The sequence below is a fragment of the Paenibacillus sp. 2TAB19 genome (assembly GCF_052115185.1).
GTDB lineage: Bacteria > Bacillota > Bacilli > Paenibacillales > Paenibacillaceae > Pristimantibacillus.
Genome location: NZ_JBFRGE010000085.1, coordinates 1 through 24699 on the forward strand (window position 1 = coordinate 1; position 24699 = coordinate 24699).

Below are 24699 nucleotides of genomic sequence, written 5' to 3' on the forward strand. Positions count from 1 at the left end.
ACCACCGAATAAGGGAACCGCCGGTAAAATTGAAGGCATACGTCAAATATAGTCCTTCAATGACATGCGGTGCGCAATTGAAGATCGATTACTATAACAGCTTTGGACAGGTTAATTCAATTAACACATTCCTGGACAGCGTCGCATACAAGCAGGTTAAATATGAAGCGATTGACGGCGGCGTTAAAGTAACCTATAAATTCGGCAAAGCGGAAAAAACGGCGATGGATCTGCCTCTCATGCTGAGCGCTGCGCGTCTCGAGGAGTTGTCCGGCAAGCTGGATAAAGCGGGACAGCGCGCTTTGCGCATCGGCTATAAGGAGGATCCCAATTCAGGGGCCTATGTTCGGAACGACCAGGCGCTGAACGGTCTTCAACTCGAGCGCGCATTCAAGGCATTCGAGGAAGCCGGCTATACGGAAGAGGATTTGCAGAAGGATATGGCTGAGCTGAACTTCACGCAGGAATCGCCGGCGCCGAGAATTTTTATGGCTTCTATCGAATATAAGCTGGACGCCGACAGTCTCGTCGTCAAGGTTCCCGTGGAGGAGATTAAAGCTCCGACTGAATATCCGGTCAGCACCGTCACGTTGCTCAGCTTCTTCGGAGCCGGGGGGACGGATGAGGAGGGCTCGATATTCGTGCCGGACGGCTCAGGAGCACTTATCACCTTTAATAACGGAAAAACCAAATATCCGGCTTATCAGCAGATGGTTTACGGATCCGACCAAGCATTGGAAGTGGTCGAAAATGCCGTTAACGAGCAGCCGGTCAGACTGCCCGTATTCGGCATCATTAGGAAAGAAGGCGCGTTCCTAGGCATGATTGAAGAAGGCGCTTCGGCCGCTAGCATCAATGCCGATATCAGCGGTAAATTGAACAGTTACAACTATGTGTACCCTACCTTTAACGTCACGAGCAAAGGGGAGCTTACGCTCCAAGCGAACGGTTCGGAGCGGACGCTGCCGAAGTTCCAAGAGCGTCCGACGAACAGCGATTTTACGGTGCGGTACGCTTTCCTTAGCGGAGAAGACGCTACGTATCAAGGAATGGCCGCCTATTACAGGCAGCACTTGGAGCAAAACGGCGGACTGCCGAAGCCAAAGGAGGAGAACGGGGATGAAAATCTTCCTTTCTACCTTCAAGTTGTTGGAAGCATTGCGAAGCAGAAGCATTTCGTAGGCGTTCCGTACAAAACGTTAGAGCCTCTAACGACGTTCAAGCAGACGGAGCAAATGATCGGCGAGATGAAGGAGCTTGGCATCAACCATATCAAGCTTCGTTATTCCGGATGGTTCAACGGCGGACTCGACCACAAAGTGCCGGACGACGTAACGGTAGACAAGGGGATCGGCGGTGCCAAAGGCTTGCGCGGCTTGGTGTCTTTTGCGAAGGAGCAGGGTGTGGAGTTGTATCCGGACGTTGCTATTTTGACAGCTCATACGGGCAAAGGGTTTGACGAGAAGGATGACGCTTCACGGACGCTGCGCTCCGTTCCTGCGGAATTTTACCCGCTCGATCTGGCGCTCAATCGTCGGGACCGAACCAAATTGCCTTCCTATGTCGTCTCGCCAAAACTCGTCGGATCGTACGTAGATACCATTTTGAAAGGAATGAAGGGCTACGAGACGGGCGGCATCTCGCTAAGGGATATGGCTGATCAGTTAAATAGCGATTTTCGCAAAAACAATCTGATTGACCGTACGGAATCCGAGGCGATTTCGGTTGAAGCTCTAAACGACATTCGCGAGGGGAATCTGAACATTATGGCAGAGGGAGGCAACGCGTACGCCCTTCCATACTTGTCGGATGTGACAAACGCGCCGATGTCGAATAGCAACTTTAAGCTCGAAGACGAAGCGATACCCTTCTACCAAATGGTCGTTCGCGGCCATATCGGATATACGGGCTCGCCTTACAATTTGACGGCTTATACGAACGTTCGGCAATACATTTTGAGAAGTTTGGAATACGGCGCCGGCGTTTACTTCGAATGGATTCATGAACCTAATTACAAGGTGAAAGATACGGAATCCAATGAATTGTATGCCGTTAATTACAAGCAGTGGCTAGAGCAGGCAGCCGACATTTACGAAGAAGTAAACGGCGTGCTGAAGGACGTGCAGAATGAGCGTATCACCCTGCACGAGAAGCTTGGCGAAGGTGTGTTCAAGACCGTCTATGAAAGCGGGAAGTACGTCATCGTCAATTATAACGACACTGGGGCTACAGTGAACGGGTTGACGATAGAAGCCGAGAGTTATGTGACGGGTGGTGAACAATCTTGAGAACGATAGCGAAGCGTGTATTTCGATCAAGAACGTACAATGAACAGAAAGCATTATGGGGATTTCTGTATGTGCTGCCTTGGCTGCTTGGATTTTTGTTTTTCTTCTTGATTCCTTTATTGTATTCGTTGCAATACAGCTTGAGCGAGATTGAAGCGAATGCAAAAGGGATGACGATTACGTTCATCGGCTTTGACAATTTTATCGAAGCGCTAACGGTGAATACGAGCTTTAACCGTACTTTGACCGATGCGGTCATCAATATGGTCGTTAACGTGCCGCTTATCGTCATCTTCAGCTTGTTCCTGGCCGTATTGCTGAATCAAAAATTCGTCGGCAGGGGTATTGCAAGATCGATCTTCTTTCTTCCGGTCATTCTCGCCTCGGGCGTCATTGCAAATCTGGAAGCGGAGAGCCTTGTGCAAGCGATTAATGAGCAGAATGCCACTGGTGGCGTATTCACTACCGGTACGATGGAACTGATGAGAATAATGCTGAATTCCGGCATGAACGAAGATATCGTGATGTATTTAATGGATGCGGTCGAGAGGATTTACCAAATCGTGAGTCAATCGGGGGTACAGATTCTCATATTCTTAGCTGGCATCCAGACGATTTCGCCGCAGCTGTATGAAGCATCCAAGATTGAAGGCGCGACTGGATATGAGGCGTTCTGGAAGATTACGTTCCCGATGGTCAGCCCGCTTATACTCGTTAACGTCATCTATACGATTATCGATTCGTTCTCCAGGAACGATATGACGACGCTCATCAGAGAAACCGGCTTTACGAGCTTTAACTTCGGTCTCAGCTCGGCCATGGCTTGGATCTATTTCCTGGTCATCATGATCATCCTGTTGATCAGTACGTACATCATATCCAAACGGGTCTTCTACCAGGAATAGAAGGAGAGTGAGAACGTTGCTTATGGAGCGATTGTTATCGTTGGAAAGCTGGAAGCGAGGACTGTGGACGATTGTTCGGCTCGTGCTGATCATCGGCTTGTCATTCGTTATCCTGTATCCAATCATTCAAAAAATATCTACATCGATCAAGGATAAAGCCGACATGTATTCACCTATCGTCGTATTTATCCCCGAGCATTTTACGCTCGATAATTTCAAGCAGGCGATCTCGATTATGGATTATTGGAAAACGCTGGTGAACACGATCGGCTTGTCGACTATGACGACCATATTGACCGCCGTATCGTGCGCCTTTGCAGGTTATGCGTTCGCCCGGCTGAAGTTCAAAGGAAGCAACTTGCTGTTCGCGGGAGTCATTCTAACGATTCTAGTTCCGCCTACGACCATATTAATTCCGATCTATATGAACTTGAAGGATTTTACGCTGCTCGGCTTGGTGCCGCTGCTAACCGGAGGCAAATCGATTAATCTGCTAGATTCGTATTGGCCGTTCATTCTGACGTCGATAACGGCGAACTCGCTGAAGGCGGGGCTGTACATTTTCATCTTCCGGCAGTTTTTCCGGGGCATTCCGAAGGAGGTCGAGGAAGCGGCCTACATCGACGGCGCAGGCATAGGTTCGACGTTTCTGCGGATTATGCTTCCGAACGCTACACCGTCGATCATTACGGTATTGCTGTTCTCGTTCGTGTGGCAGTGGAACGACAGCTTCTTCACGACGACTTATTTGACCTCAAGCAAGGTCATGTCTACGCAATTGACGTCTCTGCCATACAATTTGCAGATTATGCTCGAAGGCGGCGCCACGACCAACAAGGATCCGTTCTTCATGAGCATGGTGCAGGATACCGGCATTCTGCTTGCCATTCTGCCGCTCGTTATTCTTTATTTGTTCGTTCAAAGGTACTTTGTCGAAAGTATCGAACGTACGGGTATCGTCGGATAAAGGCAGTAGAGTCGCATCAAGCCAAGCGCCTTGCAGGATCGGCCACTTCGGCTGGCCCGCAGGGCGCTTGTTGCAGTTGTGCACCTAGCGGTGAGATAGTCTATGTTGGATAAAGTTGCTGCAGTTATCCAATATAGCCGCAAAGGGTAGTAATCTACTCTTGAATGAATGTTTTTTGTATGTCGGATATGGCTAAATGAGAGGTGGAGTGAAATGACTCGAGTAAACCATAAATTTGTTTATATCGCAATATCAGTTATCGCAATAATTGCAGTCGTAATGGTCCTTCTATTGAACCGGCATCAACCTGAAAAAGAAGGTGGCTTGAATGAAACGACTGCTGCAATAGAAAGCGGAACGCCGCAGCCTGCATCGGAGCCGACTCCGGTGTCGACTCCGACGCCGGAGTCGTCGGTCGAACAAGATATTCCGTCGCTGGCGGAGACGTTCGCCGATTACTTCCCGATCGGAGCGGCCATCGAGCCTTCTCAGACGGAGGGGCTGAAAGCGGAGTTGCTTAAGAAGCATGTGAATTGGCTCGTAGCGGAAAACGTGATGAAGCCAGATGCAATCCAGCCAACGGAAGGAAGTTTCAATTGGACGAATGCGGATCGTCTTGTCGCTTTTGCGAAGGAGAACGGTATGGAGGTTCGTTTCCATACACTTGTCTGGCATAGCCAGACCGGCGCCTGGTTTTTTAAGGACGCTGAGGGCAAACCGATGGTTGACGAAACCGATGAGGCGAAGCGGGATGCCAATAAGAAGCTGCTGCTGAAGCGGCTCGATACGCATGTCCGCACGATCGTTGAACGATACAAGAATGATATCCATTCGTGGGATGTAGTTAACGAAGTAATCGAGCCGGCCGATCCGGACGGCATGCGGGCCAGCGAATGGTATAAGATAACGGGTACTGACTTTATCGAGACGGCGTTCCGCGCAGCTCGCGAAGCAGGCGGATCTGAAGCGAAGCTGTACATTAATGATTACGGTACCGATAATCCTGCCAAACGGGACAGGTTGTACGAGCTCGTGAAAGAGTTGCTGGACAAAAGCGTGCCGATCGACGGTGTCGGCCATCAGACGCATATCGATGTATTCAGGCCGACGGTCGATTCCATCATCGAATCGATGAAGAAGTTCGCGGAACTCGGCCTTGATAATCTCGTAACCGAGCTTGATATGAGCATGTATGCTTGGAATGACCGTACTGATCTAGGAAATGACATTCYGGAAGATCTGCTGCAGAAGCAAGCGGATCGTTATCGCGAGCTATTCGAGGCGTTCAGGACGAATAAGGATATAATCGGCGGCGTCGTGTTCTGGGGCATTGCGGACGATCACACTTGGCTGAATAGCTTCCCAGTGACGCGTACCAACGCACCGTTCCTGTTCGACAAGCAGTTGCACGCGAAGCCGGCATTCTGGGCTGTTGTCGATCCGGCTGGAACAGAGAAGTCCAAATAATATGGAAGTTCGATTCATAACAGGTGAACCCCTATAAATAAACGGGTTGTTGCCTAAGCGTATGTTGGCTAGACTGGTTGGGTGATGGACTATTCAGGTATACGAAGGAGAGCTGGCAATGAACAGGACGACAATTACGAATCCGATTATCTGGGCAGACGTTCCGGATCCAAGCGTAATCCGTGTGGGGAGCACGTTCTATATGGTGAGCACGAGCATGCATTCGATGCCCGGCTGCCCGATTATGAAGTCTGAAGACTTATTGAACTGGGAGCTCGTCAATTACGTCTATGATACTTTTGAGGATAATGAAGCCCATAACTTGCTAAACGGCAAGGGCATTTACGGCAAGGGCTCATGGGCTGCCAGTCTACGATATAACGATGGCAAATTCTATGTCTGCTTCTCGAGTCTGGATATGAATCAATTTTATATTTWTACGACGAGTGATATTGAGAACGGCAAGTGGGAGCGAAACGTCATTCAAGGACTGCATCATGATCCAAGCATGCTTTTCGACGATGACGGCCGTGTATTCGTCTTCCACGGCAATGGGGATATACGCATTACGGAGCTGACTGCGGATGCAACGGCGCTTAAGCCTGACGGTGTTAATCAACTGCTGCTTGAGACGGAGCGAGCAGGAATTATGCTTCGTGCCGAGGGCTGCCATGCATACAAAATAAACGGCTATTATTATTTGTTCTTTATCGATTGGCCGAGCGAAGGCAATAAGCGCCGCAGGCAGCTGTGCTACCGGTCGCTAAATCTGCTGGGTCCATACGAACACAAGCTAGTGCTCGATGATCAAATGGATTATCGCAATAACGGCATTGCGCAAGGCGGCATCATCGATACGCAAGATGGAGATTGGTATACGGTGCTGTTCCAGGATCACGGAGCCGTCGGCCGCATTCCTTGCGTTGTACCGGTTGCTTGGGAGAACGATTGGCCAGTTCTGGGACAAGACGGCAGAGCGCCGCAGACGTACGAAGTGAAGCTGCCGAGCACTTTGCCAAAGCCTATTATCATCAGCGATGATTTTGATTACGATGTGAACTTGTTGGCGCTTAATTGGCAGTGGAATCATAATCCTGACCCGGACAATTGGTCGGTCACGGATCGTTCGGGTTATTTGCGCCTCACGACAGGACATCTTGCCAACAGCGTAGAGTTTGCTCGAAATACGTTGACGCAACGCACAGAAGGTCCAGCTTGCATCGGAACTACGTTACTGGACATAACCAATATGCAGCCGGGCGACCGTGCAGGATTGGTGGCGCTGCAATACGTCTTCGGCTCAGTCGGTATTCAGGTTGACGATAACGGCGAACATTTCGTAGCAATGAGCTTCAATGGAAGAGCGGATGGCAGTGAAGGCGAGATAACGGTCGAGCGGACAAGATACGAAGGGACTCGGATCTATTTGCAAATCGAGTTTCAATTCGATAATGGCGGTCGCGAGGACATTGCACACTTCCGATACTCTTCGGACGGTGAGGAATGGCATTCGATCGGCAGTCCGCTGCAGTTGCATTACAAGCTTGAGCATTTCATGGGCTACCGATTTGGACTATATAATTATGCTACGAAGCAAATTGGTGGATTCGCCGATTACGATTACTTCCATTATAAGAAGCTTGTTTAATTATTACGCGCCAATGAGGAGAGTGTGCTTGCATGAATTATAAAAATCCAGTTATAAGCGGGTTCCATCCTGATCCGAGCGTGTGCCGTTCTGGCGATGATTATTATCTCGTAACGAGCTCCTTCGAATATTTCCCTGGCGTACCTTTATTCCACAGCAAGGATCTGGTGAATTGGACGCAGCTTGGCCATGTTCTAACAAGGCCGGAGCAGCTTGATCTGAGCCGTGCGCCCAGCTCCGGCGGCGTATTCGCGCCGACGATCCGCGAGCATAACGGCAGATTCTACATGGTGACGACGAATGTTACCGCTGGCGGCAACTTCTTCGTGCATACGGATGATCCGCGCGGACAATGGTCGGACCCGATTTTCGTAGATCATCCCGGTATCGATCCAGAACTATTCTTCGATGAGGATGGAACGGTCTATTTCACATCTTCATCCAATYAAGGCATTTATCAAAGCAAGATTGACGTAAAGACTGGCCGGAGGCTGTCCGAACCAACATTCCTATGGACGGGAACAGGCGGCCAGTATCCCGAAGCGCCGCATATTTATCGTATCGGCAATTGGTACTATCTTATGATTGCCGAAGGCGGCACCGAGTACGGCCATATGGAAACGATCGCGAGAAGCGAGCGGCCAGACGGGCCTTATGAAAGCTGTCCGCATAATCCGATTTTGACCCATCGGAGCTTGCTAAAGTCCATTCATGCTACGGGGCATGCGGATCTTGTCCAGACGCCCGAAGGAGATTGGTGGGCCGTATTTCTAGGCATTCGGCCGCATGGTTATCCGAACAAACATCATCTAGGCAGAGAGACGTTCCTTGCGCCTGTTACATGGACAAAGGACGGCTGGCCGATTATCGGCGAAAACGGGACGGTAAGCGAGACGATGCCGGCAGGCAATCTTCCGCTGCAGCCAGCAGCTGTTGTGCCGGTTCGCGAGCATTTCGAGTCTTCGAGCCTTGCTCCATGCTGGAACTTTATGCGTTCGCCTAATCCGGATAATTGGTCGCTGGGCGAGAAGGAAAGCTGTTTGACACTGCGGGGCAACGAGACGACGCTGAATGAAATCGGAGCGCCTGCCTTCGTCGCTAGAAGACAGCAGCACTTTGTTTGCAGCGTGTCTGCGCATATGGAATTTGCTCCACAGCGCGACGGCGAGGAAGCCGGCATTACGGCATACATGAATGACCGTTTCCATTACGAAATTGCCGTGACGAGAATTGCCGGCGTCCGCAAAGTTATTTTCCGGAGAAAGTTGGGCAGCCTCCAGGCAATCGAAAGCGAAGCTCCTTGGTCTTCCGATTCGATCGTGCTGCATCTGAAAGCGACTCGGGGGCAATACGAATTCGGTTTTTCCTATGGTGATGGAGCGCCTTTCTGGTTCGGCTGTGGCGAAACGTCCCTGCTATCGACAGAAGTGGCGGGCGGATTTACGGGCGTGCTTTTCGCCTTGTACGCAACAGGTAACGGTAAGAAATCGGAAGCGCCGGCGCACTTTGACTGGTTCGATTACGAAGCGGTTGAATAATATCGTTTATTACGTGCTCGACAGCCAGACCGCAATTCCAAGCGAATTGCGGTTTTTTCTTTGCAGGGGTACTAGGCTCGCGTAACGGCATTTTGTTGAACTAAATAGGACGATTACCGAAAAGAGAGTGAATAGCGACATTTTGTCAAACTACACGCCCTTTTTTTGACCATAAAGCGAAAAACGCCTCGTTAACGTTCCTAAATCAAACTAAATCAGCGTATACGGTGTAATTCCCATTTTAGTTGCCCGAAATGCCGTTATAGCTGCTGTTCTCCAGCACATTAGTAAGCAAATCGACTTCTTCTGGGGTCAATGGAGTAAGAGGCTCACGGCAAGCAGGCTTGATGAGCCCCTGTTCTGCGAACAAATGACGAATGACTCTTACCCATCCGATCTGTCCCAGTTTCTCCAATACCGGTTGAAGCCGTTTCAGCTCCGTATCGGCAAGCTCATGTTGCCCTTCTCTTAAGCGAGTTACGATGGCGTTCATCTCGTTCGGATATAAATTTCCGGCAACGCTCGTGAGGCCGTCATATCCTTTCTTAAAATAGTCGACAAACGTCAGGTCTATGCCGGAGAACAGCTGGAGCTTGTCGCCAAGCATGGCGCGTATGCGCTGAGCCTGGCTTAAATCGCCGGTTTCTTTAAGCGCGATAATTTGCGGGAATTGGTCGACTAGTCTAAACAGCGTGTCCGGTTCGAGGTTAAAACCAGTACGAATAGGATTGTTGTACAGCATAATCGGCAGCGAGGTCGCGGAACATACGGACTCTACATACAATGCAGCTTCCCTCTGATTCGGACGTACATACGGCGGAAAACCGAGCATAATGGCGTCGATGCCTGCTTGTTCAGCCTCCACTGCGAGCTTTGCAGCATCGCTGGTTCTTACGGATGCTACTCCGGCATACAGCGGTAAGTTGCTGCGAGCAGCGCGCTTGACGGTCCGGTAGAGATGAATTCTTTCCTCCACCGACAATGAATGCTGTTCGCCGGTCGATCCGCTTAAGAGCAGAGCCGGTACATGATTTGCCTTATAATATTCTAGCATGCCCACAATGCCGTTCTCGTCTATGCGTTCATCCTCGTCAAAAGGCGTTATCATGGCAACGCTGTATGGCAGAATGGTTTTCAAATCCATAGTTAGTCACTCCTTTGCTACTATTCATACTTGCTTTCGAATTCGTTGTCAATCTATTGCTTTCTATAACCGCTCCATATTTTTGTATAATAGAAGAAGAGTAGAAAAAAATTTTTGAGATCGCGACGGTTTTTTCAATGAACTCCCGTCTTATATATAGATCGATTTGAGGAGGAGCAACTTGTCTGTTACGGATGCAGAGTTGGTGGGCAGGGCGTGCAAAGGCGATAACGAGGCATTCAGCGATTTAATCGGCAGATATGCGAATGCGGTGTACGGGACAGCGTACGGTAAGCTAGGCGATTTCCATAGGGCGCAAGATATTGCGCAGGAAGTGTTCGTCAAAGCTTTCAAAAAATTGTCCAGCATTAAAGAACCCGATAAGCTGGGCAGTTGGTTGTATGCGGTTACGAATAGGGAGTGCTTGGACTGGTTGAGGTCGAGCAAAAACGAGTCCGTATACGACCCGGCACATAACGAGAATATGCCGCAACATGAAATGCATGAAACTGCCGAAGATACATGGCTGAGGAAAGAGCTTCGAAACGAGGTATGGCAAGCGCTTAGCAACCTGACTGAAGCTAACCGTACGGTCACGATTCTCTACTACATCGATGACTATAAGATCAGGGAAATCAGCGATTTCCTCGGTCTGTACGTTGAAGCGGTAGAGAGCAGACTTCGTCGATCGAGAACGTTATTAAAGAAGGAGATGCTCAGCATGGTTAACGAAAATCTGAATCAGAATAAGCTGAACGAGGAGTTCAAGAAGAAGGTGTTTCAGGACGAAAGAATGCCCGAAACACAATTTCGCCGCGTGGCGATGGGCGAGAGCGATTTTGACGATATCGACATGTACAAAACGAAGTTTGTTAACATTAATTTAGAAGGCGCTAGCTTCGATAATATCAATATRAGCAAAACGTTATTCCACGATATCAACATGCATCAGGCCAAATTCATTGAAGTAGGTTTGTGGGATATCGAGATCGGAAACTGCGCAATGGGCGGGGCTTACTTTCACGATATCGGGCTGAAGGGCAAGAGCAATACGTTCGAGAACTGTGAATTAACCGGAACATCCTTTACAAACTGCAATCTTTCCAACGTGGAAATTAAAGACTGCGACATATCGGGACTTAAGATTAATGGGATATCCATTCAGGATTTATTAGAGAACTATACGAATAACAAATAAGAACGAAGGCCCTCTTCTAACAGGAAGGGGGCCTCGCAATTCTAAAGCTTGTACGATTCGATAGCGATCGAGTTTGGTCCTTCTTTCCGCGCTTCATTAATGGTTTCAATAGAGTCTTCGATGACCTTACGAATCTCCGCAATCGATCTGACAGAGCCGACTAATGCGCCGATATAACAACCCATTTGCTTCGGACAACCGATGCTATTGAAATCAAAGGCTATCATATCATCGACTATGGACTGCGCGACACGAGTGATCGCTTGGTGATTTGCGATTGCGAATACGATGAATTCATCGCCATCAGCACGGCCGATAGCGGCCTGAGTTAAGCCGGCACGGACATTGGCTTCAATGATTTGATAACAAGAGGCAATGACGTTGTCCCCTACCTCGAAGCCGTAATCGTCGTTCACCTGCTTGAAGTGGCTGATATCAAAGCGAAAGACGGAGAGGCTATCGTCAGACGAACATGAGGCTGTGATGCCGGCGGCTGCCTCCAGAAACATCTCCATATTGGGAATGTTTTTTTTGATTTCATGGGCTGCAGACTGCTCGATATGCAATAAATCTATTTTTTTATCCATATCAAACCCTTCTTTCTCGATTATAGTGATAAGCCGATCAATTGCGATTTTCTTCTGAATGTGTTCATTAAGCAGCGATGAGATTTCGATCCGCTTACGAATCAATTGATGAACGATGATGCTACTATCTACAGGTCCGTTTATCAATTCTTTGATTTCAGTAAGGGAGAAGTCTAGATTTTTGAGAATGACGATCCAATTCAATAAATGGGATTGGCTCGGATCGTAGGAACGATATCCCGTTTCAGCATCGATCGCCGACGGCTTCAGCAGACCGATCTCGTCATAGTGACGCAGCATTTTAGCAGTAACGTTGTTTTGTACGGCGAATTCACCAATTTTCAATCGATGACACCCTTTCATAAAGAACTCCGGCCGGAATTGCTTAACCTAACGATAAACCCTCCCCCTATGGGAAAGTCAATCTATTATTTTCCAAAAGCGTTTCCTATACTTCGACGGGTTGTTTGCAGCGCACGCAAGGTCTAAACTATACGCGAGCAACGATAATAACCGATGGATCGAACGAGGGGAGCAATCATTCATGAATCAATCCACATCAGCACAAACACCGAAGCTGCACGAAGTGTTCGGACAGCAATTTCGAATCGGCGCAGCCGTTAATCCGAGAACGCTGGTCTCGCAGCGCGAGCTGCTGGCGCTGCATTTCAATAGCGTAACGGCAGAGAATGAAATGAAGTTCGAACGGCTGCACCCGGCCGAGGAGCGGTATACGTTCGAGGAAGCGGACCGATTAATGGAGTTTGCGAAAACGAACAGTATGGCAGTAAGAGGGCATACGCTCGTATGGCACAACCAAACGTCCGATTGGGTGTTTGATAACGGTGCGGGCGGCTTAGTTGATCGCGATACACTGCTTGCACGAATGAAAGCGCATATCGAAACGGTAGTTGGGCGTTATAAGGGACAAATCTATGCATGGGACGTTGTGAATGAAGCAGTGTCTGACAGTGGAGATGAGCACCTTCGTCCGTCCAAGTGGCTGGACATTATCGGCGATGATTTTATTGCCAAAGCGTTCGAGTACGCACATGCGGCTGATCCTGACGCGTTACTCTTTTATAACGATTATAACGAGTCAGTGCCAGCTAAGAGAGAAAAAATTTACGCGCTGGTCAAGTCGCTTAAGGAAAAAGGCGTGCCGATCCACGGCGTTGGCCTTCAGGCGCACTGGAACCTGACGCATCCGACGCTGGACGATATTCGTGCAGCTATCGAACGATATGCGTCGCTAGGACTGCAACTGCATATTACGGAAATGGACTTATCGGTATTTGCCTTCGAAGACAGACGCACGGATCTTACCGCTCCTACGGCTGAGATGATGCAGTTACAGGAGGAAAGGTACGTTGATATGTTCCAGTTGTTCCGGGAATATAGCGATGTACTGACAAGCGTTACGTTCTGGGGAGCCGCTGATGACTATACGTGGCTGGATGGATTCCCGGTTAGGGGTCGTAAGAATTGGCCGTTGCTGTTCGACACGAAGCATCAGCCAAAGGGCTCGTACTACAAAGTGATTAGCCAAACGGCGGAAGCGCTTGAAGGCTAATAGCTAGTGAGACGGTAAACAGTGAAAGACGGCCGCCATCCCTATATTAGGGAAAGGAGGCCGTCTTTCGTTTCCCCGCGTTAGGATACGAAGCCAAAGCCGAGGATCGTAAACCTTTTGCACGCGTGATTGGGCGACATCTCGATTTCCACCGTGTGCTCACGCGATTCTTGCTCCGTATACAAGATGACTACATGGCAATGGGTCCATTTGATTGCCTGTGGGTCGACGACTTTCACAATCTTGCCGTCAACGTAAATGTTAGCGCTGCCGTAATCGTCGCTTCCTGAATCTTTGTAGACCAAGAGGAGACTTTTGCTGCGAATCGTCATCGTAAAGTTGTGGTTACTCGAATCTGCCGTATGCATCCAATTGTTAGGGAATTGAGGCGTGCCGTACGGTTGGTCGTCCATCTCCGCCATTTGAAGTTCGGTATCGATTGCGTCGAAGCCTCCTTCCGATATATTGGCTATGCTAGAGCCGTTGGCCCGATCCAACAAAAGGACATGGACGAAGTCATTACCGATTACCGGCGGCTTGTCGATCACAATATGTTCATGATCCATGGCGGAACGGTCGGTTTCGGCGAACAGCCAGCCTAGACAATCGGCCATGATTGTATGACCTGCATTGGTCGGATGGTAGATGTCGCTGAAAAATTGCTCTTTGGTAATGATGTTCCCCTCGTCTTTGGTTATCTGAAATTGGTCCACCACCGCATCTTTTATGCTTACCATGGGAAGCTCATAATGATAACCAACGGGCGCAAGCCGATCTTGCAAATTCCAGTCGCTTTYGAACACACTGAACAATAGGATGACGGCTGGAGCGTTGTCAGCAGTCAGTGCTTTTAATACCAGGCTTTCGTAACAGCTCCCTTCCGTTTCGTCGTCGGCGTCATTGACTGCAAATTCCACAATGACGATATCAGGGCGTACGGCTCCATCTCTCAGAACATCCCTCTGATAACGAATCATCCCCAGCTCGGAGGGCGTGCCGCCGAGTCCAGCTTTGACGAAACGAATAGAATCGCCGCCGTCCTTTCCGAACATCGACTTGAAGGTGGAATATGACCGATGAGCATAGCAGTCGGTATGGAGCGGATTAGCTCCCGCGCCGTGAGTAATGGAGCCGCCAATGTAGGCAATCGTAATCTCTTCGCCTCTTTTCGCTTTTTCGATAGCGGTTTTTAATCTCCTGTTGTTTCCTTTGTTTAATAGCGATTTGGCAATTAAATCGTTGTATGCTTCGTCTGTCATAGATAATCTCCTCTCTTTTAAATATGATCTTAAAACGAATGGGAGGATAAGAAAACCTGCTGAATCATAGCTGTATCGGGGTTGAACAGATTGGCAGTAGCAGGAATATTGCACCAAATATAATCGGTCGACAATATCGAACAAAGGAAGATTGTGACAAAATGATGATTTCTTAAAAAAATTAACGAAATCTCTATTTCAAATCTATTGATCTCTGAAATGTAAAATAGTAGAATGTTCCTATTCGCTGTAAATGTTTACTAATTGTATCGATGAACTTTCCTAAAATCACATAATGCAAATCCGTCGAAAGACGAGAGACGCAAAGCTATAGGGACTACTTCTCAAAAAGAAATGTCAGCCAGTTGCAAAAGATTTAGCAGAGGCATGTCTATGGTCGTCCATAGGCATGCCTCTTTGCTTACAACAAAAAAGAGAGAATAACGAAATAGGAGAGAGTGGAGACAATGAGCGAGCAAGAGATGAATATCCGGACCTTATTTCCAAGCGACGACGGCAACGAGCGACAACGAGACGATCTTATAGCACTATTCAGGCAAATCGTAGAAGGGGTCGATGCTTTAAAGGATCCCGATTCCGTTAATTTAAAAGGAACGAAAGATAGAGGAGCTACTTTCTATCAGGATTTAACGAAGAACAGCCGCATTCCCGTTAGCGGAAGCACGCAAAATGAAGTGAACGGCGAGCTGCTCAAGCTTCTGCACGGTCATCCCTACCATACGAAATACTTTTTGACTAATATTTTGCCCATGGCCAGTATTCCGGGCATCATGGGAATGCTCACCGCTTTTATGGTGAATGGCAATAACTTGTGGGACGTATACGGACCTGCCGGAGCGGAGGCCGAAGTCAGAGTCGTTGCCATGATGTCGGCGCTGATTGGTTATGACCCTACGGCAAGCGGCGGATATACGACTTGGGGCGGGCAAGGGGCCATCTTTACGGGACTTCGACTAGCCATTAATAAATATGACGCCAAAGCTGCAAAAGCAGGCGTACCTGACAACTTGTTTGCCTTCTGCTCGGAAGCGGCTCATTACAGCCTGTTCAAATCGATGGAAGCAACGGGTCTGGGCAGCAATAACCTGATCAAAATCCGTACGCGAGAAGACAGCTCCATGGATGTTCGGGATCTCGAAGAGAAAGTGGAGAGCGTTATTTTAAGCGGAGGCGTCCCTGTGTACATTGTGGCAACGACAGCGACGACGGATGCGATGGGCATCGATAATGTCGAGGAAATCTTGGCTGTGTCAGAGGAACTAGCGACAAAGCATGGCATTCAAAGGCCGCATATCCACGCGGATTCAGCGCTGGGCGGATTTTTTGCCTTCTTTAACGATTACGACTTTGAAGGAAATCTACATAAATTCGATACTGAAACACTATCTGCGCTTCAAGCGATAAGGGAGAGAATGAAGCATTTGGGATTGGCGGATTCGTTGTGCTTTGACTTCCAGAAGCTCGGTCAAACGCCGTACTCCACGAGCTTATTCCTTGTGAAGCGGGCATCCGATCTCAAGCTGCTTGATTTGGAGCCGGATGAAACGCCGTATGTTGGACATCGGGGTTATGGGGATTATCATACGAGCTATACGCTGGAATGCTCTAGAATGGGCAGCTCGATCAGTATTTTAAGCGCGCTAACGGCTTTCGGCATCGAAGGTTATCAGAAGCTGCTCGCCCAATTCGTCGAAGTCAATATAGCGTTCAGGAAGACGTTGGCTGCCGAAGTTCCCGAAGCCGTCATCGTCAATCCGCTAAATCCGGGCATTATCACGCTGTTYCGTTTGTATGCAGATCGTAAAAACGGCTATCACGCGGAATACGAGGGGCTCCGCAGCTATGCGGAGATTGAGCGCGAAAATAAGCTGAACGAGCTATTGTTCGAAATATTGGGCAGAGACCGCGGAAAAATGTTTTTCGGAGATACGAAGAAGCATCTCTACGTGCCAACCGCGGACCGGGCGGGTCAAATTGCGCTGTATGCGGCTAAGTTATTCGTCATCTCTCCGTACACGCAAACTTCCGATGTCGGTGCAATCGTTCACTATTTGAAACAAAAAATCGCTGAAACGTATGCCGCTTTTGATCGGCTATCCACGAAGGAGAACAACCATGAAGAAATCTATTCTTAAATTGAATTGGTTCAGAGAACATCTTGCAGTCAAAATCTCGGTCAGCATCCTGCTGCTGCAGGTCGTGACATGCGTAGCCTTTGCTCTGTCCGGCTATATGACGCAGAGCAACCTCTCGGAGAAGCTTCTGGAGCAATTCGATAAGCGGCTCGCGACGGATATTCAAATCGCGTCGAACACGCTCGCAGCCATTCCGGGAAGCGATATTCAACTGACAGGGGCGGACGATCCGAACTACGCGATAATCAAGACGGAGCTCGAGAAGCTCCAGACCGTTCATAGCTTGGAGAACATTTATATTTTATCCAATACCCAGGATGAAGAACGGATTCTGATTTTGTCGGGCGTCCCTGACGACTTCGGAACCGCTTATCCGTTTACTGATGAAATGAGGGAAGCCATTGCTTCCAAGAAAACGATGTTCAGTCCGATTTACGACGATGAATACGGCACGCATAAATCTATCTTCGTGCCGCTGACCGATAAATCCGGCACCGTGTACGGCATCTTGGGCATCGATCTCGATGCTTCCGTTGTGCCTGAGACTGCATCCAGCTCGAACTGGATGACCATTATCATTTCCGTCATCGTCTTCGTAGTCGGCAGCGTGATCGCCGTTATTATTAGCCGAATCATTACGAATCCGCTTCGCAAACTGATGATTGCAGCCGAGAAAGTAGCGGCCGGCGATATGAGAAGCCAGTTCTCGATCGACAGCAAGGATGAGATCGGCAAGCTGGGTGCCGCTTTCGGCATCATGATTACGAGCTTAAAAACATTGATCGAGCAGGTCATCGCTTCGTCCGCCCTTATCGGGGATACGAGCAAGCATCTGAAGCAATCCGTGAATGAATCGACGAATAGCGCGCAGCAGGTGGCCGAATCGACGAGCAAAATGACAGAAGGCATTACGGAGATCGTGCAGAGCGTATCCGAAAGCCACTCGAGCATTCATAACATTGATACCGACATCAAAGAAGTATCGGCAGGCATGAAGGAAATTCAAGAAATCGCGTCCGAGGTCCATTCGCAATCGGAGCAGGGGCAAGAGCTTGTCGATCGTACCCTCCAACAAATGGAGACGATCAAGCAGGCGATGCAGCAGTCGCAGCAAGCGGCAGCGGCGCTGGAGACACGTTCCAATGAAATCGGAGAGATTATCGGCATTATAACCGAAATATCGACGCAGACGAATCTGCTTGCGCTTAATGCTTCGATCGAGGCGGCACGGGTCGGCGAGCTCGGAAGAGGCTTCGCGGTCGTTGCCGAGGAAGTCAAGAAGCTGGCAACGCAGTCCGCTCAAGCGGCGCTGTCCGTTAACGAGCTCGTCTCGAGCACGCAATCGAACAGCCATCTGGTTAAGCAAAGCATCGAAGAAGGAACGAAGGCTGTCGAGCTTGGCCATTCTTGGATTAGCGGTACCCACCAAAACTTCAAGCATATATATTCGGGCGTTTCAGAGTTTACCGTCCACACGAACCATATGTCCGGCTCGCTGGAGAAGGTAGAGCATTCCTTCGTACGCATCACGGATGCCATGCAGCAAATTAACGGGGTCACGCAGGAGCAGGCAGCCGGCACGGAAGAGGTTGCTGCGTCCGCGCAACAGCAAAGCGCGGCCATGCAGGAAATATCGGCTGCCATCCAGCAGCTGTCGTCTCTATCGGTTGACTTGAACGAATCGGTAAAGCCGTTTAAGCTGTAGTAGTATCGTTCGAGCACACTGAGCCCTTCCGCCTTCGAGCGGGAGGGCTTTTTATTGCGAAGAAACTTTCTGATAATGAAACGAGGACTCGAAACATGTCTGATGTGACCTTTTACCGCCATGAGGCGCTGCCTTTCTTGGAAGCTAAGCGATGTCTGAAGAGCGATCTAGCGTACCAAAAGCATTTTCATGAGGAATATTCGATCGGGTTAATCGATAAAGGCGTGACGAACGCTTGGTGCGACGGAACCATGCACCGGGTTGAGGATGGAAAGGCAATCAGCTTTCCGCCGATGATGCTGCATGCCTGCCAGCCGGAGACGGGAATGGAGTGGAATTACAAAATGCTGTTCGTCAAGCAGGCTTGGTTAGAGCAGCTTGACCTTGAACAGCGGGAGCGCGATCAGCTTCATATCCCGTTTCTTTTGGCCGAGGACAAAAATAGAGTCTGTCGCTATCGCATTAACCAAACGATGGAGGCTTTTATGGGAAACGGTTCTCCTCTTGAAATCGAGACGGCTATGATTGAGCTGATACATGATCTCGTTAGTCGGAACGCTTCAGATTTGGTGCATGAAATACAACAAGGCAAGCAGGATCAGAAGTACGTCAAGCTTGTACAGGACTATATGCATGAGCATTTTACAGAGAAGCTAACGATGGAGGAGCTCGAGAACGTAACGGGAATAAGTCGATTTCATCTCATTCGGTTGTTTAAACGATGGAATCATCTGCCACCGCATGCCTATCAGAATCTGCTGCGCATTAATTATGCCAAGGCCGAATTGATGAAGCGGCGACCGATTGCCGACATTGCAACCGATGCGGGATTTTATGACCAGAGCCATTTTGCGAGAACGTTCGGCAGGATTGTAGGAGCAACGCCATACTCTTACGCGTTGTCATCTTAATAACAAAGAGCAATTTTGTACAATACCGTCATCCCTCTACTCCGTACAATGGAAGGAACTTGAGTAGGGGAGAGATGTTGGATGTACCATGAATCGAATTTGGAAAAACAATTTTCAGCGGCTCTAAAGTCAATCGCTCGCCGTGATGACCTGAAAGCTTACGTAGAGCGGACACCAGAGCTCTATGTGCTGCTTCAGCAGGCCGCTTCTCGATATGTTACGGGTGAAACCCGACAAGAGGGAGTTGCCGCTAGCCGCCGGCTGGCCGGGGAAGGTTATAAGCTTTCCATCGAATATATCGGAGAGAATACGTCGGATGCTGACGAATGCGAAGCGGCTGCTGCGGAGATGAAGGCGCTCATTCAAGATTTGGGTCGTGCCGGACTTCCAGCCCGCGTATCCTTCGATCTGTCGCATATCGGGCTTTCGTTGGATAAGGAGCTTGCATACTCCCATCTGATGGATCTGGCGGCAAATGCCAATGCTGTAGGCGCAGAGATTGAATTATTCATCAGCATGGAAGAGTCCAGCAAGACGGAGGATATACTATCTGTCTACACAAGCGCTGCTACAACTTATTCGAACTTAGGCATTACGTTGCAAGCTCATTTGAATCGAACGCCGCAGGATTTGGAAGCTCTAGCTGATTCGCGACGTCGGGTACGGATCGTGAAAGGCGCTTATCAAGAACCGGAAGACCGCGCAATCCATCGGTCTCCTGCTCTTAATGAACGTTATTTGGAGCTTGTGGAATGCGCCATTCGTCAAGGCCATCACGTATCGATTGCTACCCATGATGAAGCGATTGTGGATGAAGTGCTGAAGAACGGGTGGCTGTCTCATGGCCATGCCGAATTCGAGACGCTGTACGGTGTTCGTCCGGAGCTGGGAAGCAAGCTGAAGGCAGACGGGCACTCGGTTAGAATCTATCTCCCATATGGCCATGAATGGTATTTGTATCTGTGCCACCGGATTGCGGAGTACCCGCCGAATCTGTACCGTGCGGTAATCGACATTGTGACTAAACGCATTTGAATCGTGTTTGATATTGAAAAACCGGTCACTTCAGAGTGGCTGGTTTTTTTTATGGGCCGAATATTGCCGTACCCTAGGCGATTGCCGTGCGGCAAGGCGGGAAATGGTACGCCTTTAACCGCGATTGTACCTTTACGGAACAGGTGACTGTCGGTATCCTATTCAAGAAGTAGATGAGTTGAGGGTTGTTACCTAATCCATCATAAGCAACTGTAGCGGGCAGTTGTTTTTTTTATCTTAGCAGTATTGCGAATTGGGGTATAATTAGTTATGATAGCCCTCTCAATGTTGAACCGGAAGGAGGCCTTGCCTTGCCTAAATATTCACGGGTGTTCAGACGGTTTCTCATCTCTTACATCATTATTCTGATCATTCCAAGCATTGCGGGTTATATGTCGTACAAGACCGCGATAACCGTGACGGAATCCGTCTCGATCGAGAACAGCGTGACGCAGCTCCAGAAGAGCAAGGAGCTATTGGAACGACGTATGGCGGAGGTTGAAGGCTTCACTAGGCAGCTTGCGATCAACCAGGATTTGAACATTTTGATGAATGAGAACGGATCGGGCGACGCGTCCAATGTGTATGGGATTTGGAAAATGATGAGGAACGTCCTCACGTTCGGCCAAACGAATGATTTCCTGAAGCATTATTATGTTTATTTGAGCAACTATAATGTACTCTTGACGCCGGGTTCGGCTTATTTCCGGCCGGAGCATTATTATGAAAGCTATCATTACGAGGATATGCCGTTCGAGAAGTGGAAGAGCACGGTTCTAGAAGGAACTCACCGGAGCGAGATGATGCCCTTAAGCCCGTTCATGGACAATAAGAACGAAACCTCGGTCGTGACCTATATGCAGTCTCTTCCGCTCGACAGCTTCACGGGCACTTCGCCCGCCGTCGTCGTCGTAATCATCGATCAGCAGAAAATTACCGATTTGCTGTCCGGCATTACGGACCGATACGGCGGATGGGTTCATATTTCCGACGCGGACGGACATACGGTTGGCTTGCAGGGTACGGATGAAGCCCATGTCGGCCTGCTATCGGCGGACGACAGCTTCGACGGGGAGAAGCTGAGCCAATTTTACGAAGACGATCTCGTCATTACGATTCGCTCCGACTCGACCAATTGGGTCTACAGAGCCGGTATTCCAAGGCATGTGCTGATGGAGAGCGCGAACCAGATCAAATACATTACGTGGTCCGTAACCGGTGTCGCGCTGTTCGTAGGCGTCGCGGCGGGTTTGCTTCTTTCGTACCGGAACAGCGCTCCGATTATTCGGATCGTCGGCGTTATGAAGGAGCAATTCGGGCAAGAAGGGCAATCGGAACGCAACGAATACGATTTTCTGCACGGCAATATTTCGCAGATGCTTACGAATAACAGACGGCTGGAGTCCGAGCTGCATCGGCAAGCGCCGCTCGTGCGAGACGCTTTCTTCAAGCGTCTGCTTGCGGGCGAGTTCCAGACGAGGGATGAAATTATAGCGGCTGCCGTTCAGGCGAACGCCGGATTGACCGGCGATACGGGGTATGTCGGTATAATGCAGGTGAACGGTTACTCGTTGATGGACAACGTCGAGGTTCTGAACGAGCTGAACGCGGCTCGTCTTATTTTGAAGCAGGCCTTGATCGACACCGGAAGCTCGGTCCGCATGACGGATATCGGCTCAGACAAGATTGTATTCCTATTTGCCTATATGGATAAACCGACGGCGGTCGAGATCGGCAAGGATGAAGTGACGATGACGCTGGATCGCATATCGCGGCTTGCTTTTGAGGAGTACCGGATCTCGACGACCGTAGCGCTTGGCGGCATGTTCCAAGCGGTGACGGAAGTGAGCCAGTCGTTCGAGCAGGCGAAGCAGACGCTGGACGTGGCCGTACATCAGAACAGGAAAGAACTGAGCTGGTTCGAGGATACAAGGCAAGAGAGCTCCACCTACCATTATCCGCTCGAGCTGGAGCTTCGTTTGATCGGCACCGTTCGTGCCGGAGAGCAGGAGGAAGCAGCGCGGATTTTGCATACGATCATTTCGCAAAATACGGTGCATAGGGAGCTTTCCTATGAGATGAAGCAGCAATTGGCGGGTGAAATGAAAGGAACGTTCCTGAAGCTGCTCGACCAGAAGGTATTCATCGAATCGGAATCGTTCGAGGAAATGAAGAACCGAATTATCGCCATCCAGCCGGCAGAGCCTCTGGAAGCGATTCAAGTCGAGCTGGCTGCCGTTATGAATGTGCTATGCGAAGTTGTTCGAAGCCGCAAGAACGATAGCCATACGCGGACGATCGAGCAGATTAAGAATTATATTGAATCGGCCTATACGGATTCCGCGCTGACGTTATATCGGGTAGCCGAGCAAGTGGAACGGCCCGAGAAATATATCTCGCAGCTGTTCAAGGAAGTGACGGGCGTCAATCTGTCTGATTATCTAGAGAACGTAAGGATGGAGCAAGCGGCCGAGCTGCTTCATAACGAAGTATTGACTGTTGACGAGATTGCCTCCAGAGTAGGCTATAACAGTTCGCACTCTTTCCGAAGGGCTTTCAAGCGGGTAAGAGGCGTATCGCCGAGCGTATTCAGACAGTCCGCCCTGGACGGATAGGAGGGAAGCAAGTTGCAGAAGTATTTCATTCGGCTCATTGCCGTATTGCTGATCCCCTTTATTCTAGGAGGCTGTACGGATATAAATAATAAGGGCGGTTCGGAGGACGGGAGCGGCAAAGATGCCGATGCCGTTCCGATCCGCGTATTCGCCCAGCAGGATACTTGGTTCGATCTTGCAACCAATGATTTCTCGAAGGAGCTGGAGAAGAAGTTCAACGCGAAGTTTGAATGGATTGCCGTTCCTTATGAGGGTGCAAGGGAGAAGCGCCAAATATCGCTTGCCAGCGGAGACTATGCGGATGCCTATATTCTGACTTCGTATATTGACCAGTTCTCGCAAGCGGACGTACTTAGGTACGGCCAACAAGGCGTCTTCTTGCCTTTGAACGAATTAATCGAACAGTACGCGCCTCATATCAAAGCCGCCATGGAACAGAATCCGACTCTAAGAGCCTACAGCACGGCGCCGGATGGGAACATTTACGGCTTGGTCGGGTACAGCGAATGTTACCATTGCTCCTATCCAAGTAAAATGTGGCTGAACACGAAGTGGATGGAGCAGTTAGGGCTCGCAATACCGCAGACAACGGAGCAATTCAAGCAGGTGCTGCAAGCGTTCAAGACGCAAGATCCGAACGGCAACGGCGTAGCGGACGAAATACCGCTTAGCGGCTCGATCGAGGATTTTGGCGTTCGCGTCATCCCTTTTCTAATGAACGGCTTCATCTATGACGACGATCGTACGTATCTTCATTTGACGAACGGTCGCGTCGATACGGTAGCCGACAAGCCGGAGTGGAAAGAAGGGCTGGCCTATATCAAATCGCTGTACGATGAAGGTCTCATCGATCCGGGCGCATTCAGCCAGAACGCCGAGGCCTTCAAGCGGATTGGAGAGAACGACGGCGAGCAGCTTCTTGGCGCGGCAGCGGCGATGCATCCGGCGATCTTCGTGGACGTCGGTCCGGACAATACGAGGGGGAGCGATTACAGCCCGCTTGCTCCTTTACAAGGTCCGAATGCGTCATTCGCAACGTACAGCCGAATCGGTGTGGCGCCGGGAGCGAAGTTCGTCATCACGAATAAGGCAAGCCGCGAAGCCCAGATTGCTTTGATTCAGATGGTTGACTATATGTATACGCCCGAAGGCCAAGCTTTTGCCGAGGTTGGGATGGAAGACGTCGATTGGCGGAAACCCGCCCTGGGAGAGTTGGCGCTGAATCCGGACGTGAAGCCGGTATTCGCAAGCATTCCGGATAAGGACGGGGAGAAACCTAACAACTCCAATTGGAGCGGGATGGGACATTTTTATATGCCTAAGACGTATCGCGAAAGCTGGGTGCAAGGCATGGATATTTATGCTCCAGACGGCTACGAGCGAAGGCTGATGGAAGCGACGAAGCTGTATGACGGACATGAACCGGATGAGGTGTTGTCGGTCGAGTCGCTGTGGATCCATCCGGATGAAGCAGATGAGGTCAACTTTCTGCAGATCAACCTCAAAAACTACGTCGAGGAATACGCGCTGCAGTTCATTACTGGCAATCAGAAGCTGGACGAGGATTGGGAGAGCTACGTGAAGGGACTTCACGACCTTAACGTGGACCGTTATGTGGCGATTATGCAGAAAGCATATGATTCAGCGTTGAAATAAGTGTTTGTGCGCGGCATCAGAGCCGTCCCGCAAAGTCTATATATGAC

The 24699-nt window shown here is 49.6% G+C and carries 17 protein-coding genes and 1 riboswitch; of the genes, 14 read left to right on the forward strand and 3 right to left on the reverse strand.

Annotation, left to right across the window (positions count from 1 at the left end; translation table 11 throughout):
• Nucleotides 1–59 precede the first annotated feature (59 nt).
• The 6 genes from AB4Z33_RS25965 (at nucleotide 60) to AB4Z33_RS25990 (ending at nucleotide 8813) form a co-directional block, all read left to right on the forward strand.
• Entirely contained in the window at nucleotides 60–2288 is a 2229-nt protein-coding gene (locus AB4Z33_RS25965; protein ID WP_442052674.1) for a DUF5696 domain-containing protein, read from the forward strand.
• Nucleotides 2285–3193, forward strand: a complete 909-nt coding sequence (locus AB4Z33_RS25970) for a carbohydrate ABC transporter permease (protein ID WP_442052675.1) — start codon at nucleotides 2285–2287, stop codon at nucleotides 3191–3193. The genes AB4Z33_RS25965 and AB4Z33_RS25970 overlap by 4 nt, the downstream gene beginning before the upstream one ends.
• Nucleotides 3194–3209: 16 nt before the next feature.
• Nucleotides 3210–4160 carry a carbohydrate ABC transporter permease gene (locus AB4Z33_RS25975; RefSeq protein ID WP_442052690.1) on the forward strand — a complete coding sequence of 317 codons (951 nt, stop codon included), beginning with the start codon at nucleotides 3210–3212 and terminating at the stop codon, nucleotides 4158–4160.
• 213 nt (nucleotides 4161–4373) lie between these two features.
• Nucleotides 4374–5627 carry an endo-1,4-beta-xylanase gene (locus tag AB4Z33_RS25980; protein ID WP_442052676.1) on the forward strand — a complete coding sequence of 418 codons (1254 nt, stop codon included), beginning with the start codon at nucleotides 4374–4376 and terminating at the stop codon, nucleotides 5625–5627.
• Between the two features lie 118 nt (nucleotides 5628–5745).
• Nucleotides 5746–7275, forward strand: coding sequence for a glycoside hydrolase family 43 protein (locus AB4Z33_RS25985; RefSeq protein ID WP_442052677.1), 1530 nt, complete (start codon nucleotides 5746–5748; stop codon nucleotides 7273–7275).
• Nucleotides 7276–7307: 32 nt separating this feature from the next.
• On the forward strand, nucleotides 7308–8813 hold the full coding sequence (locus tag AB4Z33_RS25990; protein WP_442052678.1) for a glycoside hydrolase family 43 protein: 1506 nt from the start codon (nucleotides 7308–7310) through the stop codon (nucleotides 8811–8813).
• Nucleotides 8814–9054: 241 nt separating this feature from the next.
• Here the strand turns inward: AB4Z33_RS25990 and dapA are convergent, their stop codons facing one another.
• A complete protein-coding gene (gene dapA / locus AB4Z33_RS25995) occupies nucleotides 9055–9957 on the reverse strand; it encodes a 4-hydroxy-tetrahydrodipicolinate synthase (RefSeq protein ID WP_442052679.1) in 903 nt (300 codons plus the stop codon).
• A 181-nt stretch (nucleotides 9958–10138) separates the two neighbouring features.
• Between dapA and AB4Z33_RS26000 the strand changes: the two genes are divergently transcribed.
• Nucleotides 10139–11155 (forward strand): sigma-70 family RNA polymerase sigma factor, encoded by a 1017-nt coding sequence (locus AB4Z33_RS26000; RefSeq protein ID WP_442052680.1) that lies wholly within the window; start codon nucleotides 10139–10141, stop codon nucleotides 11153–11155.
• 41 nt (nucleotides 11156–11196) lie between these two features.
• Here AB4Z33_RS26000 and AB4Z33_RS26005 read toward each other — a convergent pair whose 3' ends face one another.
• Complete coding sequence (locus AB4Z33_RS26005; protein WP_442052681.1) at nucleotides 11197–12087, reverse strand: diguanylate cyclase domain-containing protein; 891 nt, start codon at nucleotides 12085–12087, stop codon at nucleotides 11197–11199.
• Nucleotides 12088–12286: 199 nt separating this feature from the next.
• Between AB4Z33_RS26005 and AB4Z33_RS26010 the strand changes: the two genes are divergently transcribed.
• On the forward strand, nucleotides 12287–13315 hold the full coding sequence (locus AB4Z33_RS26010; RefSeq protein WP_442052682.1) for an endo-1,4-beta-xylanase: 1029 nt from the start codon (nucleotides 12287–12289) through the stop codon (nucleotides 13313–13315).
• A gap of 80 nt (nucleotides 13316–13395) precedes the next feature.
• On the opposite strand, the gene AB4Z33_RS26015 is transcribed toward AB4Z33_RS26010, so the two are convergent.
• On the reverse strand, nucleotides 13396–14574 hold the full coding sequence (locus AB4Z33_RS26015) for an SGNH/GDSL hydrolase family protein (protein WP_442052683.1): 1179 nt from the start codon (nucleotides 14572–14574) through the stop codon (nucleotides 13396–13398).
• 286 nt (nucleotides 14575–14860) lie between these two features.
• Nucleotides 14861–14947, forward strand: a riboswitch (cyclic di-GMP riboswitch).
• A 94-nt stretch (nucleotides 14948–15041) separates the two neighbouring features.
• On the opposite strand from AB4Z33_RS26015, the gene AB4Z33_RS26020 reads away from it, so the two are divergent.
• From AB4Z33_RS26020 to AB4Z33_RS26045, 6 genes are all read left to right on the forward strand, one after another.
• On the forward strand, nucleotides 15042–16730 hold the full coding sequence (locus AB4Z33_RS26020; RefSeq protein WP_442052684.1) for a pyridoxal phosphate-dependent decarboxylase family protein: 1689 nt from the start codon (nucleotides 15042–15044) through the stop codon (nucleotides 16728–16730).
• Nucleotides 16711–18435, forward strand: a complete 1725-nt coding sequence (locus AB4Z33_RS26025) for a methyl-accepting chemotaxis protein (RefSeq protein ID WP_442052685.1) — start codon at nucleotides 16711–16713, stop codon at nucleotides 18433–18435. The genes AB4Z33_RS26020 and AB4Z33_RS26025 overlap by 20 nt, the downstream gene beginning before the upstream one ends.
• A gap of 95 nt (nucleotides 18436–18530) precedes the next feature.
• Nucleotides 18531–19346: a helix-turn-helix domain-containing protein gene (locus AB4Z33_RS26030; protein WP_442052686.1), complete on the forward strand. Its 816-nt coding sequence runs from the start codon at nucleotides 18531–18533 to the stop codon at nucleotides 19344–19346.
• A gap of 81 nt (nucleotides 19347–19427) precedes the next feature.
• Complete coding sequence (locus tag AB4Z33_RS26035; protein ID WP_442052687.1) at nucleotides 19428–20381, forward strand: proline dehydrogenase family protein; 954 nt, start codon at nucleotides 19428–19430, stop codon at nucleotides 20379–20381.
• 311 nt (nucleotides 20382–20692) lie between these two features.
• Nucleotides 20693–22996, forward strand: coding sequence for a helix-turn-helix domain-containing protein (locus tag AB4Z33_RS26040; protein WP_442052688.1), 2304 nt, complete (start codon nucleotides 20693–20695; stop codon nucleotides 22994–22996).
• Nucleotides 22997–23008: 12 nt separating this feature from the next.
• Nucleotides 23009–24652, forward strand: a complete 1644-nt coding sequence (locus tag AB4Z33_RS26045; protein WP_442052689.1) for an extracellular solute-binding protein — start codon at nucleotides 23009–23011, stop codon at nucleotides 24650–24652.
• Nucleotides 24653–24699 lie beyond the last annotated feature (47 nt).